Below are 14,420 nucleotides of genomic sequence, written 5' to 3'. Positions count from 1 at the left end.
GAACGGCTGCTACGCTCAGCGCGAGCCGGATCGTGCCTGCCTGTGCTCCTGGCTCATCGACCTTTCCACCCTCAAACCACCAAGAACCTTGAGGAACGCATCATGGGATCAAATGGAAATGATCATGACTACATCCAGTGCGGATGCCACAACCTGGTCTGGGAAGCGCTGAAGCACAGCCTCGACCCGGCCCGCTACATGGCCGGGCTGCCCCGCGAAGCCCATGGCCCGCTGCAAGAGCCGGACGGCGCATCCATCGTCTTCACCAATGGCACCATCTATCCGCTGCGCGAGGGCAACATGGACGACCGGGTCGAGGCCCTGAGCATCCATGCCGGCGACGTGGTGGCCGTCGGCACCCTGGCCGAGGTCAAGGCGCGCATGCAGGACTTGAAGCTCACCTATACCACCCAAGACCTGGGCGGCAGGACCTTGCTACCCGGCCTGGTGGAACCCCACGCCCATATCGTGCAGAGCTGTGCCATGGATGGCTGGCTGAACCTGGGCGCCATCGTCAATGACGTGGATACCGACCCCGACAGCCAAACCTTCAACCACGACGAGCGGCAGAACCAGCGACTGCGCCCCGTCTATGACTGGAACTGGCTGAAGACCACCATCCAGGCCCGGTTGCCCAAGGACGATTCGACCTGGATCCTCGGGCACATGGTCGATCCGGCGCTGATGCCGTTCAAGGTGGTGCCCGGGGGCCAGAACCAGCTCATCACCCTGGGCTGCGGCTTCGACGAAGAAGTCGGCAACCTGGACAGCATCGACAAGCTGCACCCGATGCTGCTGGTCAGCGCCTCGATGCACACCGCCTACCTGAACAGCGCCGCCAGCGAACGGGTCACCCAGGCCGGGATCACGGTCACTGACGGCACGGTGCAGGAAGAGGATGTGCTCAAGGCGATCCTGGTCATTCCCCTCAAGCAGCAACTGGAGATGCTCAACATCTTCAAGCGCCTGGAGCACTACTTCGCCACCGCCGCGCAGCGCGGTATCACCCTGTTGTACGACGCCATGATGGACCCCATCTCCAAGCTGCTGCTGGATGCCTATTTCCTCAACCATCCACGGACCCTGCGCATCGGCTACGCCGCTGCCTGCAACGGCACGCCCAAGAGCATCAGCCAGCTACCGGCCTATCAGGCGGCCACCCGCGAACAGGCCAAGCGCATGTACCAGGGCTCGGTGAAGCTGGTCTCGGACGGTTCCAACCAGGGGCTGACCGGTTACCAGACCACCGACTACTGCTGCAATGCCGGTACCCGCCCCAAGGGCAACTTCAACTTCTGCGATGAGGGCGAGCAGGATCCGCAAGACCTCCCCGTCGCTTACCAGGACCTGGTCCAGGCCGTCGCCGCCAAGGGCTGGCCGCTGATGATCCACGCCAATGGCGACCGGGCCATCGACTTCACCCTGCAGGCCTACCAGAAAGCCTTCGAGCAGGGTGTGGGCCTGAACAAGCGCCACCGCATCGAACACTGCTCGCTGCTCAGCGAAGATCGCCTCAAGACCATGGTCAAGCTGGGGCTGTCGCCCAGTTTCCTGGTGGGGCATGTCGGTTACTGGGGCTACGCCTTCCAGCAGGCGATCTTCGAGAATCGCGCCGACACCATGCTCGACCTGTGCCAGATGGCCCTGGGCAAGGATCTGCGGATCTCCCTGCACAGCGATTGCACGGTCACGCCGCTGGGCCCGCTGCGCTCGATGGAGCAGGCGGTGACACGCAAGATGGAAGGCCTGCGCCTGCCTGGGCAAACAGCCTATGTACGGGATCCACAGCAATTGCCGGTGCTCAACCCCGAAGAGTGCCTGACGCGTAAACAAGCGCTGAAGGCCATCACCTACGATGCCGCCTGGCAGTGCAATGCCGAAGCCTGGACCGGCTCCCTGGCCGAGCGCAACTTCGCCGACTTCGTGATCCTCGAGCAGGACCCGCTGGACGAAAACGTCCCGGCCACTAGCCTCCGCGACATCAAGGTGCATGAGACCTGGAAAGGCGGCCAGCGGGTGTACTCCAGCAGCGCCAGCTGACACCTCGGCAAGCCCGTTCCCGCAGCGCCGGCGATGGTGTTGCGGGACACTCGGGCCGTTGCAGATGGCAACACTCAGGCGAAGGTAAAGGCTCTAGCCAGGGGCGAGCGCCGTCCACTCGCTCCCCTGGCAAACACACAACCAGCGCCTGATCCGGTCAGCGGGTTCGGTCAACGGGTCCAGGCCGCGGCGTCGGCGAAGAAGGCCCGGGCGTTGTCTTCCAGGCTCTCCAGGTGATAACCGCCCTCCTGGACGATCAGGCATGGCAGCCCCAGGCCGCGGATGCGCTGGCCCAGGCTGGCGAAGCCGGCACGGGTCACCGCCACCTTGCTTTGCGGGTCCAGCTCGAAGATGTCGAAGCCCAGGGACAGCACCAGCACCTGGGCATCGAACGCCCGTACCGCGGCCAGGGCCTGCTCCAGCCGCGCGAGGAAATCCTCTTCGCTGGCACCGTGGGCCATGGGCAGGTTGAGGTTGTAGCCCTGGCCTGCACCACTGCCACGTTCCTCGGCAAAACCGGCGACGCCCGGGTAGAAGTTGGTGGGGTCGCCGTGCACCGAGACATACAGCACGTCGCTGCGCTCGTAGAAGATTTCCTGGATGCCCTGGCCGTGGTGCATGTCGGTGTCGAGCACCGCGACCCGGCTGTATCGCTCCCGCAGCACCTGGGCGGCGATGGCCGCGTTGTTCAGATAGCAGAAGCCACCGGCAGCCTCGGCCCGCGCATGGTGCCCCGGCGGGCGACACAGGGCGTAGGCCGCCGGTTCGCCATCGAGCAGCGCCCTGGCCCCGGCGATGGCGCTCTGGGCCGACCAGTAGGCCGAGCGCCAGGTCCACTCGCCCACCGGGCAACTGCCGTCGGCCAGGTAGCGCGCGGCCTGGGCCAGGACACCACGCAGGGCATTGGGCTCACGCACGAAGATGTTGGACATGACCTCTTCGCCCCAGTCCTCGGGGATGTCCTTCCAGCGCCGATGGGCCTGTTCGAGAAACTCCAGGTAGGCCGCACCATGCACCGCTAGCAAGGGTTGCAGGCCGGCATCCAGCGGTTGCTCCAGGGCGAAACCCAGGGTGTGTACCGCCTGCACCAGGCGCCGCGCCCGCTCGGGCACTTCCTGGGGCGTGCGCATCTGGCCCCGGGAGAAATAGCTCCGGGGATGGTGAAGCAATTGTTCGGGGTGGAAAAAACTGCGCATGCAAGGCTCCTCAAGCGACCCGGCCGGCACGGGCCAGCACGGCGTTAAGCAGGACATCGGCGCCCTGGCGCACGTCCTCGGGCAAGACATCTTCGGCTTCGTTGTGGCTCAGGCCGCCGACACAGGGAATGAACACCATGGCGGTCGGGCAGTAACGCGCCAGCAGGATCGCATCATGGCCGGCGCCGCTGACGATGGACTGCTGAGGGTAGCCCAGGCCGTCCACTGCCTCCTGCACCGCTGCCACGCAGTCGGCGTCGAACGGCGTGGCCGGGCTGACCCAGTGACGGCTGATGCGTACCTTGAGCCCCCGTTGCCGGGCGATGTCCTCCAGGCGCTGCTGGACCTGTTGCTCCATGGCGGCGATCTGCTGGTCCTGGTGATGACGCAGGTCGACGGTGAATTGCAGCAGGCCGGGAATGGTGTTGCGCGAGGATTTGGCGATGCTCAGCTCACCCACGGTGGTCAGGCCCTCGGGAGCGAAATCGGCGGCCAGTCGCTCCACCGCCAGGATCATCTGCGCCGCACCGTAGAGGGCGTCCTTGCGCAATGGCATCGGCGTGGTCCCGGCGTGGGCGGCCATGCCTTCGACCTCGATGTCGAGCCAGCGGATGGCCTGGCCACCACTGACCACGCCGATGCTCTTGGCGTTGTCCTCGAGGATCGGTCCCTGCTCGATATGCGCTTCGAAGTAGGCATCCACCGCCCCGCCCAAGGGCCGCTGGCCGGCATAACCGGTGCTCTGCAAAGCCTGGGCGACACTGATGCCCTCGGCGTCGCGCACCGCCAGCGCCGCTTCCAGGGCCATGGCCCCGGTGAACACCGCCGAGCCGAACATCGCCGGGGTGAAGCGTGCTCCCTCTTCGTTGGTCCAGACCGCCAGCTCCAGCGGCTTGCGCGTGACAATGCCCTGGTCGTTCAGGCTGCGCAGCACTTCCAGCCCGGCCAGCACCCCGTAGACCCCGTCGAAACGGCCGCCTTCGGGCTGGGTGTCCAGGTGGCTGCCGATCATCACCGGCGCAGCCTGTGGGTCGCTCCCGGGGCGCCTGGCGAACAGGTTGCCGATGGGATCGACGCTCAGGTCCAGCCCGGCTTCGCGGCACCAGTGGGCGAACAGTTCGCGACCGGCCTTGTCTTCCTCGCTCAAGGCCAGGCGGCAGCTACCGCCACGGGCGGTGGCGCCGATCTCGGCCATGGCCATCAGGCTCGCCCACAGGCGTTCGCCATTGATCTTCAACATCTTCAGGTTCTCCAGACAGTCAGGCGTGGGATGCCATTTCCAGGCGATGGGCAGCGGCGTGCCGGCGCGCCAGGGCTAGCACGCACAGCAGCGATACGGCGGCGATCAGGCTGTAGAACAGCGCCATCGGCCACCATTGGCCGAGAAAACGATGGGCCAGCCAGGTGCCGATCAAGGGCGTCAGGCCACCGGCCACAGCGCCGCAGACCTGGTAGGCCAGGGAGATCGCGGTGTAGCGCACCCGAGTCTCGAACATACCGCTGACGTAGCCGGCGATCACCGCATAGAAGGACGCCATGCACACCACCGCCAGGGCGATGCCGAGGATCATCAGCGGCGCCTGGGCCGAACTCACCAGCACGAACATCGGGTACGGCGAGGCCATGGCCAGCAGCGCCACCAGGCACAGGAAACGCGTGGCGCCGATCTTCTCGGCGACCCAGGCGGCCAGGGGCTGGATGCAGAACTGGATGATCGCCACCACGAACAGGCACTCGAGGATCAGCGACCGGGGAATCTGCAGCTGCTGGGTGCTGTAGGCGATCATGAAGGTGTTGGTGAAGTACACCCCGGCGATCCCCAGGGTGTTGGCGCCGATGCACAGCAGCAACGGCCGCCAGGCGCTGTGCAGCACTTCCAGTACCGGCGCCTGCTCATGGCGGGCAGCCTTGGCGGCGCGCTCGCGGCTGGCGAGAAATTCCGGCGACTCCTCGACCCCCAGGCGAATCGCCAGGCCCACCACCAGCAACAGCGCACTGGCCAGGAACGGCAGGCGCCAGCCCCAGCTCATCAGGGCCTCCTCGGGCAAGCGGGTCACGGCGCTGAACGCCAGCAGCGAGAGGATCAACCCGGCCGGGCTGCCCAGCTGGGCGAAGGAAGCGAAGAAGTTGCGTCGGCCCTTGGGCGCATGCTCGCCGGCCATCAGTACTGCCCCGCCCCACTCGCCACCCACGGCGATGCCCTGGACGATGCGCAACAGGACCAGCAGCACCGGCGCCGTGGCACCGATCTGCGCGTAGGTCGGCAGCAGGCCGATGCACACCGTGACCACGCCCATCATCAGCAAGGTGATGACCAGGGACTTCTTGCGCCCGATGCGATCGCCGATATGGCCGAAGATGATGCCGCCCAGGGGCCGGGCGAAGAAGCCCACGGCGAAGGTGCCGAAGGCCGCCATGGTGCTGAACAGCGAGTCGCTGGAGGGGAAGAACAAGGCACCGAATACCAGCGCCGCGGCCGTGGCGTAGATGTAGAAGTCGTACCATTCGATCATGGTGCCGATGAACGCGGCGGCAGCGGCCCGGCGCGGTTGAGGCGAGGCGGAGGACATGGATCAGGCTCCCTTGATTGTTGTTCTGGCAGGAGGACGGTGCAGCGCAGGCGCCTTCTGCGGGCGCCGTTGTGGAGTGGATTTATCCGCGGCCGGGGATAATCAGTCAATTTTCTATTGGTTATCTCGATTATTATCCTGGCTTATTATCAAACCCTCGCCCGCCCCAGAGCCTTCGCCATGTCCGACCACGATGCCCGCCGCTTGCTCAACGACCGCCTGGACTGGAACCTGCTGCGCACCTTCCGGGTGATCGGCCAGGAGTTGAGCATCAGCCGTGCGGCGGCGCGCCTGCACCTGACCCAGCCCGCGGTGAGCCAGGCCCTCAAGCGCCTGGAGGAACAACTGGGCCGGCAGTTGATCGCCCGCCGTGGCCCGCGCTTCGCCCTGACCGAAGTCGGCGAGCAGATCTTCGCCCTGGCCGGCGAGATCTACGGCCAGGTGTCCCAGGTCGGCAGCGTGCTGGAGCAGCCTGCCGACGAGGTGATCGGCAAGGTCCGGCTGTTGATCATCAGCCGCATCTGCAACGAGCGCTTCGACCAGTTCCTGGCGGACTTTCATCGCCAGCACCCACGGGTCGACCTGGAGGTGGACGTGATGCGCAGCTCGGACATCGTCAGCGCCCTGCAGGAGAAGACCGCGACCCTGGGCCTGAGCCTCAACCGCCGGCCGCAGCCGCGCCTGGAGCAACGCTTGTTCCTGCGCCAGCGCTATGCGTTCTTCTGTGGCAAGCACCACCCGTTGTTCGGCCGCGCGGATGTGGCCGAGGGCGACCTGCAACGGGAGAACTTCGTCAGTTTCACCAGCGACCAGATCGGCGGCATGCTCTCGCCGTTGACCATCTTCCGCGACCAGCAGGGCTTCAGCGGACGTATCGTCGCCTCCTCCCCAAGCCTGGAAGAAGTGCGCCGCCTGGTGATCGCCGGGTTCGGCATCGGCTGCCTGCCGGAACATGTGGTGGCGGCCGATGTCGACAGCGGGCTGCTGTGGCGGCTACCGCCCCACGAGGGCATCGCCGACGTCGACATCCACCTGCTGTGGAACCGCGAGCAGCGCCTGAGCCGCGCCGAGGCGTTGTTCCTCGAACGCTTGCAGGCGTGCCTGGACACTCAGTAGCCCAGGCGGCGGTCGGCCAGGTTCAGCAGCGGTTCGCCCGCCTCCAGGCGGCGCAGGTTCTCCGCCACTTGCCGGGCAATGCAATCGTGGGAGGCGGCCGAGGCCATGTGCGGGGTGACGGTGACCCCGGGCAGGCTCCACAACCGATGGTCCGCCGGCAGCGGCTCCTGGTCGAAGACATCCAGCAAGGCGCCGCGCAGTTGGCCACTGGCCAGGGCCTGTTGCAGGTCGTCGATCCGCAGGTGCCCGCCACGCCCGCAATTGACCAGCGCCGCCCCTGGCGCCAGCCGGGCGAAGGTGGCATGACCGAGGATGCCCCGGGTCTCGGGCGTCAGGGGCAGCAGGTTGACCAGCAGGTCCAGGCCGTCGAGGAAGCCATCCCGCGCCTCGGCGCCGGCGAAGCAGCGCACCTGGGGCAACTGCTTGGCACTGCGGGCCCAGCCACGCACCTGGTAGCCCGCGCCAGCCAGGTCCTGGGCGATGGCGGCGCCCAGGGAACCCAGGCCCATGACCCCGACCTTGAAGTCCTGCGCCGGCACCTGCAGCGGCCGCTCCCAGCAGTGCCCGGCCTGCTGCCGCAGTACCCGGTCGAAGCCCCGGTGGTAGTGGATCACCGCCCAGCGCACGTACTCGGTCATGCCCTGGCGGTGCCCGGGGTCCACCACCCGGCACACCGGCAATGGCGGGCAGCCTGGATCGTGTTCCAGGTGATCGATGCCGGCCGCCACCGAATGGATCAACTGCAATGCCGGCAAGGCTCGCAGGCTGCCCGGCGGCGGAAACCAGCAGGCCGCCAGCCGTGCCTCGGCAGCCCCGGGGTCGCCTGCCAGCAATGCCTGCACCTGCGGCGCACTGTGGGCAAAGGCCTGCTGCAGTTGTTGCAGCAACAGGCGGTCACGGGACAGCAGCACCACAGGACTCATGACAGGTAGGACTCGCGCTGGTGCTCGATCAGGGTCAGGGCCGCGTCCCAGGCCAGCTCGATGATGTGGTCGGCATCGTCGCGCTCGAACTGCTCGGCGGTGTGGATACAGATCTGTGGCGACGGGTAGTTGAGCACCGAGCCTCCGGCCAGGGCCTGTACCTGGGCCTGGCAGGCGCGCTCCAGGAAGTGGATCTCGTGGAAGGCGTGGGCCACGCTGGCGCCGCCCACCAGCAGGCCGTGGTTGCGCAGGATCATGGCCTTGTGCGGGCCCAGGTCGGCGATCAGGCGCTGGCGCTCGTCCAGGGACAGGGCGATGCCTTCATAGGTGTGGTAGGCCAGCTTGCCGTAGAACTTCAATGCATGCTGGCTGATGGGCAGCAGGCCCTGCTGCTGGGCCGCCACTGCCATGCCGGCGGCGGTGTGGGTATGGATCACGCAGTTGAGGTCGGGACGGGCCATGTGGATCGCCGAGTGGATGACGAAGCCGGCGGCGTTGACCCGGTGCCCGCTGTAGTGGGGATCGACGATGCGCCCCTCCTGGTCGATGCGTACCAGGTCGCTGGCACGCATGCGGTCGAAGATCACCCCGTAGCGGTTGATCAGGAAGTGGTGCTCGGGCCCGGGGATGCGCAGGGTGATGTGGGTGTCGATCAGGTCGGTCATGCGAAAGTGCGCCACCAGGCGATACAGCGCCGCCAGTTCGCAACGGGCCTGCCATTCGACGGCACTCATGTGTTCAGGTTTGCTCACGGATACACCTCTTGGGGAGCGGGTTGGACCACCGGCTTGGCGCGCATGCGCGCCAAGCCACAGACGCCGATCAGCGACAACGCCGACAGCAGGCTGAAGAACAGCGCCAGGGGCAGCCATTGCCCGGAAAACTTGCTGGCCAGCAGCGTCCCCAGCAGCGGCGTGGTGCCGCCGGCCACGGCGCAGCTGAGTTGGTAGGCGATGGATATCCCTGAGTAGCGCAGGTGCACCGGGAACGCCTGGGTCATGTAGCCGGCGATCACCGCGTACAGCGCCGACAGGATCACCACCGCCAGGGCGATGCCGAGGGTCATCAAGAGGATGTTCTGGGTACCGACCAGCAGGAACATCGGGTACGGCGTGACCATGCACAGCAGGGCCACCAGGGTCAGGAAGCGCCCTTCGCCGATGCGCTCGGCCAGCAGGGCCGAGAGCGGTTGCGACAGCAGCTGGATCACCGTGACGAGGAACAGGCAGTCGAGGATGGTGGCCCGGGGGATGCCCTGGTACTGGGTGACGTAGGTGATCATGAAGGTGTTGGTGAAGAAGAAACCGGCCGAACCTATGGTCACTGCCGCCGCGGCCAGGAGGATCTGCCGCCAGCAGTCGCGGACCACCTCCAGCACCGGGTAGCGCGCGGTCTCCTGGTTATCCCGGGCCTTGGCGAACTCCGGCGATTCATGCACCCCGCTACGAATCATCAGGCCCACCATCATCAGCACGCCACTGGCCAGGAACGGCAGGCGCCAGCCCCAGGCGAGGAAGTCCTCGGGGGCAAGGCTGGTGACCAGGCGAAAGGCGATCAATGCCAGCAGCAGGCCGGCGGGGCTGCCCAATTGGGCGAAGGAAGCGTAGAAGGTCTTGCGCCGGGCCGGAGCGTGTTCGCTGGCCATCAGCACCGCCCCACCCCACTCGCCGCCGACGGAAATGCCCTGGATCAAGCGCAACGCGATCAGGCCGATGGGTGCCCAGATGCCAACGCTGGCATAGCTGGGCAGCAGGCCGATGCCGGTGGTGGCCAGGCCCATCAGCGCCATGGTCACCAGGAGCATCTTCTTGCGCCCGAGGCGGTCGCCCAGGTGGCCGAAGACCATGCCCGCCATGGGCCGGGCGACGAACCCCACGGCAAAGCTGCCGAACGCCGCCAGGGTACTGGTCACCGGGTCGCTGCTGGGAAAGAACACCTGCCCCAGCACCAGGGCCGCGGCCGTGGCGTAGATATAGAAGTCGTAGAACTCGATGGTGGTGCCGATGAAGGCCGCTGCCGCGGCGCGTCGCGGCTGAGGGGTGCTGTGCATGCAAGGACCTGTGTATTTGTAGTTATGGGCAGGTGCTGAAGGCTTGGTCAGGCGGCGCTCTATGGCGCTTGTGGGCTTTATCGCCGTCGTGCAAGGATTAGTCAATTTTCGAATTCTTATCCTAACTATTAGCCTTGCTACTACTAGAGCTCCCCATGGACGCTTCTAAAACCTAGGCGAGGCAGGTCGTTTTTAGAGGAGCTCCATGTCGACACTCGATCCTGTGACCGGCTCCTGGGCCGGACGGCGTTTTCTCAACGATCGCCTGGACTGGAACCTGTTGCGCACCTACCTGGTGATCGGCCAGGAAGGCAGCATGAGCCGCGCCGCCGCGCGCCTGCACATCACCCAGTCGGCGGTCAGCCAGGCCCTCAAGCGGCTCGAGGAGCAGTTGGACTGCCTGCTGATCGTCCGTAGCGGGCGGCGCTTCGAACTCACCGAGACCGGCGAGGAAGTGCTGCGCATCGCCACCGATATCTATGGCGACATCTCGCGCCTGGGCACCGTGGTGCAAAGCCGCCAGGACGACGTGGTGGGCAAGATCCGGATTCTCACCGTCAGTGGGGTGAAGGCCCGGCACTACGATGAGTTCCTCGCTGACTTTCATGCCGCGCATCCGAAGATCGAGCTGGAGGTGGAGGTGCTGGGCAGTCCGGACATCATCAGTTCGCTGCTGCAAAAGACCGCGACCCTGGGGGTGGGCCTGTGCCGGCTGCCGCAGCCCAGGCTGGAGCAGCGGGTGCTGTTCCGGGAGCGCTACGCCTACTTCTGCGGCCCGCGCCATCGGCTGTTCGGCCAGGCCAACCTGAGCCTGCAACAGCTGGCCACGGAGAACTTCGTCAGCTTCACCAGCGACCAGCTGGGAGGCAACCTGTCACCCCTGACGCTGTTTCGCGATCAGCAGGGTTTTACCGGCAAGATCGTCGCCTCTTCCACCAGCTTCGAGGAAATTCATCGGCTGATCTGCGCCGGCTTCGGCATTGGCTGCCTGCCGATCCACCTGGTGCGCCGGGACGTCGAACAGGGCTTGCTGTGGCCGCTGCCGCCGGAGGATGGGGTGGTGGATTTCGATATCCAGCTGCTGTGGAACCGTGAGCAGAAGATGAGCCAGGCCGAGGCGCTGTTTCTCCAGAGCATCCAGCACATGCTCAGTATCCACGAGCAGGTGCCGGACAGCCTGGTGCTGCGCTGACTCAGACGTGGGGGTCGCCAGGAGCCTTGGCCGGTGCGGCGTACTGCGGCTTGAGGTGGCCGTTCTGGTCCAGTAGCCAGGCGTCCATGATCTGCCGCACCACGGGGCCGGCGACCCGGCCACCGGCCTCGCCGTTCTCGATCATCACCGAGATCACGATCTGCGGATGCTCGGCCGGGGCGAAGCCGACGAACAGGGCGTTGTCGCGGTTGCGCTCGCGGGTCTTGAGGCGGTCATAACGCTCGCCCTGCTTGATCGCCACCACCTGGGCGGTACCACTCTTGCCGGCAATCCGGTACTGGGCCCCGGCAGCAGCGGCGCGGGCAATGCCGCGAGGATCGTGCATGACCATCTGCATGCCATGGTTGACCTGGTCCCACTCGCGCGGGTCCTTCAACAGGATGTTGGGCATCGGATGCGGGTCCACCGGGGCCACGCCATCGACGGTCTTGGCCAGGTGCGGCCGGTTCCATACCCCCTTGCTGGCGATCAGTGCCGTGGCCTGGGCCAGCTGTAGCGGCGTGACCTGCATGTAGCCCTGGCCAATGCCGAGGATCAGCGTTTCTCCCGGGAACCACGCCTGGCGGCGGGTGGCGCGCTTCCAGGCCTGGGACGGCATCAGTCCCGGGGCTTCCTCGAACATGTCCAGGGAGACCTTCTCCCCGAGGCCGAACATGGCCATGTAGTCGTGCAGGCGATCGATACCCAGCTTGTGGGCCAGGTCGTAGAAGTAGGTGTCGTTGGAGCGCATGATCGCCGCGTCCATGTCCACCCAGCCGTCGCCACTGCGGTTCCAATTGCGGTATTTGTGGTCGTAGTCCGGCAGTTGGTAGTAGCCCGGATCGAAGACGCGACTGGTGGGAGTGACTACGCCGGTATCCAGGCCGGCGATGGCCACTTCCGGCTTGATAGTCGAGCCCGGCGCATAGAGGCCGCGCAACGCGCGGTTGAACAGCGGTCGGTCAATGGAATCATGCAGGGCGGCATATTCCTTGAAACTGATGCCGGTAACGAACAGGTTGGGGTCGAAGCTGGGGTTGCTGACCATGGCCAGCACTTCGCCAGTGGACGGGTCCAGGGCCACCACCGAGCCGCGGCGGTCACCCAGGGCCTGCTCGGCAGCCTCCTGGAGCTTCACGTCCAGGCTCAGGACGATGTTCTTCCCGGGGACCGGATCGGTATGCTTGAGCACGCGCATGACCCGCCCCTGGGCGTTGGTCTCCACCTCTTCGTAACCGACATGGCCATGCAGTTCGGATTCGTAGAACTTCTCGATACCGGTCTTGCCGATGGATTGGGTACCGCGGTACTCCACCGAGTCCAGGGTCTTGGCTTCTTTCTCGTTGATCCGCCCGACATAACCGATGGAGTGGGCGAAGTGCATCCCCAGGGGGTAATGCCGGACGAACTGGGCTTCGACATCCATGCCTGGCAAGCGGTATTCGTTCACCGCCAATACGGCGATCTGCTCCTCAGTGAGCTGGTAGAACAGGGTGACGGGCACGAAAGGATGGCGGGCCTGCTTCATGGCCTTGTCGAACAGCGCCCGGTCTTCCGGCGGCAAGTGCAGGAGCTCGGCCACGGTATCCAGTTCGCCCTTGAGATCGGTGGCGCGCTCACGGGTGATGGTCAGGTTGAAGCTGGGGCGGTTGTCCGCCAGGACCACGCCATTGCGGTCATAGATCACCCCACGGGTCGGGGTGATGGGCAACACGTGGACACGGTTGTTCTGCGAAACGGTGGAGTGGTAGTCGAACTCCACCACCTGGAGGAAATACATGCGCCCCACCAGCGCACAGGTGATGGCCGCTACCAGCACGGCGCAGGCCAGCAGCCGCTTGTTGACCAGGCGGGTTTCTTTCTCGTGGTCCTTGATCGGAATCGCTTCGGGCATTGCTACAGCTTCTCGGTGAAATAGAGGTCGACGCTGGTCCGTGCGGGTGAAATCGGGTCCGTAAAAAAGAGCTGCACCATACCAAAAACCGGCCGCCGACTTTGCCGGGATTTCCCCCACGGCTGATCAATGGTGCTGGCCTGGGGGCATTATTGACCTGTGATCAAGGGTGTTGTTCCGATTCTTGGGTTTTTCCCGCATTACTCACTGGGGAGACTGCAAGATGCTCTTGGCCGGTCGACCTGGCTGGCGCAAGAGCGTCTTGAAACCTGATGGAGAGTGAAGATGCCAAGCGAATATGTGGCCTGGGGCTGGACCCGGGGAGCCGGCCTGCCTGGCCTGCGATCGATCCGTAAAGCCCTGCCGCAGCCGTCGACCAATCAACTGCTGATCGCCAATAGCGTGATCGCGTTGAATCCGGTGGATTGGAAAATGATCGAGTGGGGCCACGACGACTGGCGGGACGGCCATGTGCCGGGCGTGGATGGTGTCGGGGTGGTGGCGGCGGCAGGCCCTGATACAAGCATCCGACCAGGAACCCGAGTGGCTTATCACCAAGGGTTGAGCTGACGGTAGTTTCGCCGAATACAGCCTGATCGATGCCAGGGCCGCCATTGTCCTCCCTGATGAGCTGGACGACGCTGTGGCGGCGGCCTTGCCTTGCCCCGGTCTGACGGCTCTGCAAGCTTTGGACAAGCTGCCCCAGGCGGGCGTGGGGGATGTGCTGGTGGTGGGTGCCGGCGGCGCCGTGGGCTCGTTACTGGCGCAGATGGCGGTACAGAGGGGGATGCGGGTCTGGGCCACGGCTTCAGCCAAGCATCATGAACGACTGCTGGAGCAGGGTGTGGTTGGAGTCTTCGACTATCACCGGCCAGAGTGGCGGGCTGAATTGCAAGCCCGCCTGGGTAGCCGACGGCTTTCGGCTATCTTCGATACGGTCAGCGGCAGGCACGCGGCGAACCTGGCCGAGTTGCTGGGCTACAACGGGCACTTGGTGTGTATCCAGGATCGCCAGGAGACGGCGCCGTTGCCAGCATTCAGCACAGCCATTTCCCTGCATGAAGTGGCGTTGAACAGTCTTCATGCACACGGCGTCGAAGCCGACTGGCAACGCTACCAGCAACAGGGTGCCTATTTGCTGCAGCAGGTTGCACAGGGTCAGCTCAAGGGCTCTGCCCTGTTGCCTTTCGACTTCAACGAACTGCCGGCAAAGCTCGAGGCGCTCAGGGATGCGGAGCAGCACGGCAAGTGGATCGCTCGCCTGCAGCCCGGGCAAGTGTTTGCCTGAACCAGATCAGGCCCGGCAAGTGCCGGGCCGCTTGCCAGGTTTTCGTCCGCGCAAAGACAAAACCCCAACTGCTTTCGCAATTGGGGTTTCGGAATTTAATCTTGACGATGACCTACTCTCACATGGGGAAACCCCACACTACCATCGGCGA

General features: G+C 65.4%; 12 protein-coding genes. 5 read left to right on the top strand and 7 right to left on the bottom strand.

Annotation, left to right across the window (positions count from 1 at the left end; all coding sequences use genetic code 11):
- Window positions 1-102 precede the first annotated feature (102 nt).
- A complete protein-coding gene (locus CAG11_RS32135) occupies window positions 103-2,040 on the top strand; it encodes an amidohydrolase (RefSeq protein WP_085600608.1) in 1,938 nt (645 codons plus the stop codon).
- Between the two features lie 170 nt (window positions 2,041-2,210).
- Here CAG11_RS32135 and CAG11_RS32130 read toward each other — a convergent pair whose 3' ends face one another.
- Genes CAG11_RS32130 through CAG11_RS32120 form a run of 3 tightly spaced genes read right to left on the bottom strand, consistent with a single transcriptional unit; the run spans window position 2,211 to window position 5,806 of the window.
- The gene (locus CAG11_RS32130; RefSeq protein WP_085600607.1) at window positions 2,211-3,236 is read right to left on the bottom strand and encodes a histone deacetylase family protein; all 1,026 of its coding nucleotides are present in this window, start codon (window positions 3,234-3,236) and stop codon (window positions 2,211-2,213) included.
- A gap of 10 nt (window positions 3,237-3,246) precedes the next feature.
- Complete coding sequence (locus tag CAG11_RS32125) at window positions 3,247-4,476, bottom strand: Zn-dependent hydrolase (RefSeq protein WP_085600605.1); 1,230 nt, start codon at window positions 4,474-4,476, stop codon at window positions 3,247-3,249.
- Between the two features lie 19 nt (window positions 4,477-4,495).
- Window positions 4,496-5,806 (bottom strand): MFS transporter, encoded by a 1,311-nt coding sequence (locus CAG11_RS32120; protein ID WP_085600603.1) that lies wholly within the window; start codon window positions 5,804-5,806, stop codon window positions 4,496-4,498.
- 180 nt (window positions 5,807-5,986) lie between these two features.
- On the opposite strand from CAG11_RS32120, the gene CAG11_RS32115 reads away from it, so the two are divergent.
- Window positions 5,987-6,922, top strand: a complete 936-nt coding sequence (locus CAG11_RS32115) for a LysR family transcriptional regulator (RefSeq protein WP_085600601.1) — start codon at window positions 5,987-5,989, stop codon at window positions 6,920-6,922.
- Here the strand turns inward: CAG11_RS32115 and CAG11_RS32110 are convergent.
- Genes CAG11_RS32110 through CAG11_RS32100 form a run of 3 tightly spaced genes read right to left on the bottom strand, consistent with a single transcriptional unit; the run spans window position 6,916 to window position 9,895 of the window.
- Complete coding sequence (locus CAG11_RS32110) at window positions 6,916-7,845, bottom strand: glyoxylate/hydroxypyruvate reductase A (RefSeq protein WP_085600599.1); 930 nt, start codon at window positions 7,843-7,845, stop codon at window positions 6,916-6,918. The genes CAG11_RS32115 and CAG11_RS32110 overlap by 7 nt on opposite strands.
- Window positions 7,842-8,597 carry a class II aldolase/adducin family protein gene (locus tag CAG11_RS32105; protein WP_085600597.1) on the bottom strand — a complete coding sequence of 252 codons (756 nt, stop codon included), beginning with the start codon at window positions 8,595-8,597 and terminating at the stop codon, window positions 7,842-7,844. Before CAG11_RS32105 ends, CAG11_RS32110 begins: the two co-directional genes overlap by 4 nt.
- Window positions 8,594-9,895 carry an MFS transporter gene (locus tag CAG11_RS32100; protein ID WP_085600595.1) on the bottom strand — a complete coding sequence of 434 codons (1,302 nt, stop codon included), beginning with the start codon at window positions 9,893-9,895 and terminating at the stop codon, window positions 8,594-8,596. The genes CAG11_RS32105 and CAG11_RS32100 overlap by 4 nt, the downstream gene beginning before the upstream one ends.
- 205 nt (window positions 9,896-10,100) lie before the next feature.
- On the opposite strand from CAG11_RS32100, the gene CAG11_RS32095 reads away from it, so the two are divergent.
- Window positions 10,101-11,087 carry a LysR family transcriptional regulator gene (locus CAG11_RS32095; protein ID WP_085600592.1) on the top strand — a complete coding sequence of 329 codons (987 nt, stop codon included), beginning with the start codon at window positions 10,101-10,103 and terminating at the stop codon, window positions 11,085-11,087.
- A gap of 1 nt (window position 11,088) precedes the next feature.
- Here CAG11_RS32095 and mrdA read toward each other — a convergent pair whose 3' ends face one another.
- Window positions 11,089-12,981, bottom strand: a complete 1,893-nt coding sequence (mrdA, locus tag CAG11_RS32090) for a penicillin-binding protein 2 (protein WP_085600590.1) — start codon at window positions 12,979-12,981, stop codon at window positions 11,089-11,091.
- Window positions 12,982-13,266: 285 nt separating this feature from the next.
- On the opposite strand from mrdA, the gene CAG11_RS34330 reads away from it, so the two are divergent.
- Window positions 13,267-13,551 (top strand): alcohol dehydrogenase catalytic domain-containing protein, encoded by a 285-nt coding sequence (locus CAG11_RS34330; protein ID WP_256578819.1) that lies wholly within the window; start codon window positions 13,267-13,269, stop codon window positions 13,549-13,551.
- 118 nt (window positions 13,552-13,669) lie between these two features.
- A complete protein-coding gene (locus CAG11_RS34325; RefSeq protein WP_256578818.1) occupies window positions 13,670-14,269 on the top strand; it encodes a zinc-binding dehydrogenase in 600 nt (199 codons plus the stop codon).
- The last annotated feature ends 151 nt before the right edge of the window (window positions 14,270-14,420 follow it).

The sequence above is a fragment of the Pseudomonas sp. B6(2017) genome, assembly GCF_002112765.1.
GTDB lineage: Bacteria > Pseudomonadota > Gammaproteobacteria > Pseudomonadales > Pseudomonadaceae > Aquipseudomonas > Aquipseudomonas piscis.
Note: the sequence above shows the minus strand (reverse complement) of the source record. Positions and strands in the feature narration are given on the sequence as shown.

Bases quoted from the DNA above. Each gene is read 5' to 3' on its own strand.
- CAG11_RS32100 (WP_085600595.1), bottom strand. From the start codon at position 9,895: ATGCACAGCACCCCTCAGCCGCGACGCGCCGCGGCAGCGGCCTTCATC.
- CAG11_RS32115 (WP_085600601.1), top strand. From the start codon at position 5,987: ATGTCCGACCACGATGCCCGCCGCTTGCTCAACGACCGCCTGGACTGG.
- CAG11_RS32125 (WP_085600605.1), bottom strand. From the start codon at position 4,476: ATGTTGAAGATCAATGGCGAACGCCTGTGGGCGAGCCTGATGGCCATG.
- CAG11_RS32095 (WP_085600592.1), top strand. From the start codon at position 10,101: ATGTCGACACTCGATCCTGTGACCGGCTCCTGGGCCGGACGGCGTTTT.
- mrdA (WP_085600590.1), bottom strand. From the start codon at position 12,981: ATGCCCGAAGCGATTCCGATCAAGGACCACGAGAAAGAAACCCGCCTG.
- CAG11_RS32135 (WP_085600608.1), top strand. From the start codon at position 103: ATGGGATCAAATGGAAATGATCATGACTACATCCAGTGCGGATGCCAC.
- CAG11_RS32130 (WP_085600607.1), bottom strand. From the start codon at position 3,236: ATGCGCAGTTTTTTCCACCCCGAACAATTGCTTCACCATCCCCGGAGC.
- CAG11_RS32120 (WP_085600603.1), bottom strand. From the start codon at position 5,806: ATGTCCTCCGCCTCGCCTCAACCGCGCCGGGCCGCTGCCGCCGCGTTC.
- CAG11_RS32110 (WP_085600599.1), bottom strand. From the start codon at position 7,845: ATGAGTCCTGTGGTGCTGCTGTCCCGTGACCGCCTGTTGCTGCAACAA.
- CAG11_RS34330 (WP_256578819.1), top strand. From the start codon at position 13,267: ATGCCAAGCGAATATGTGGCCTGGGGCTGGACCCGGGGAGCCGGCCTG.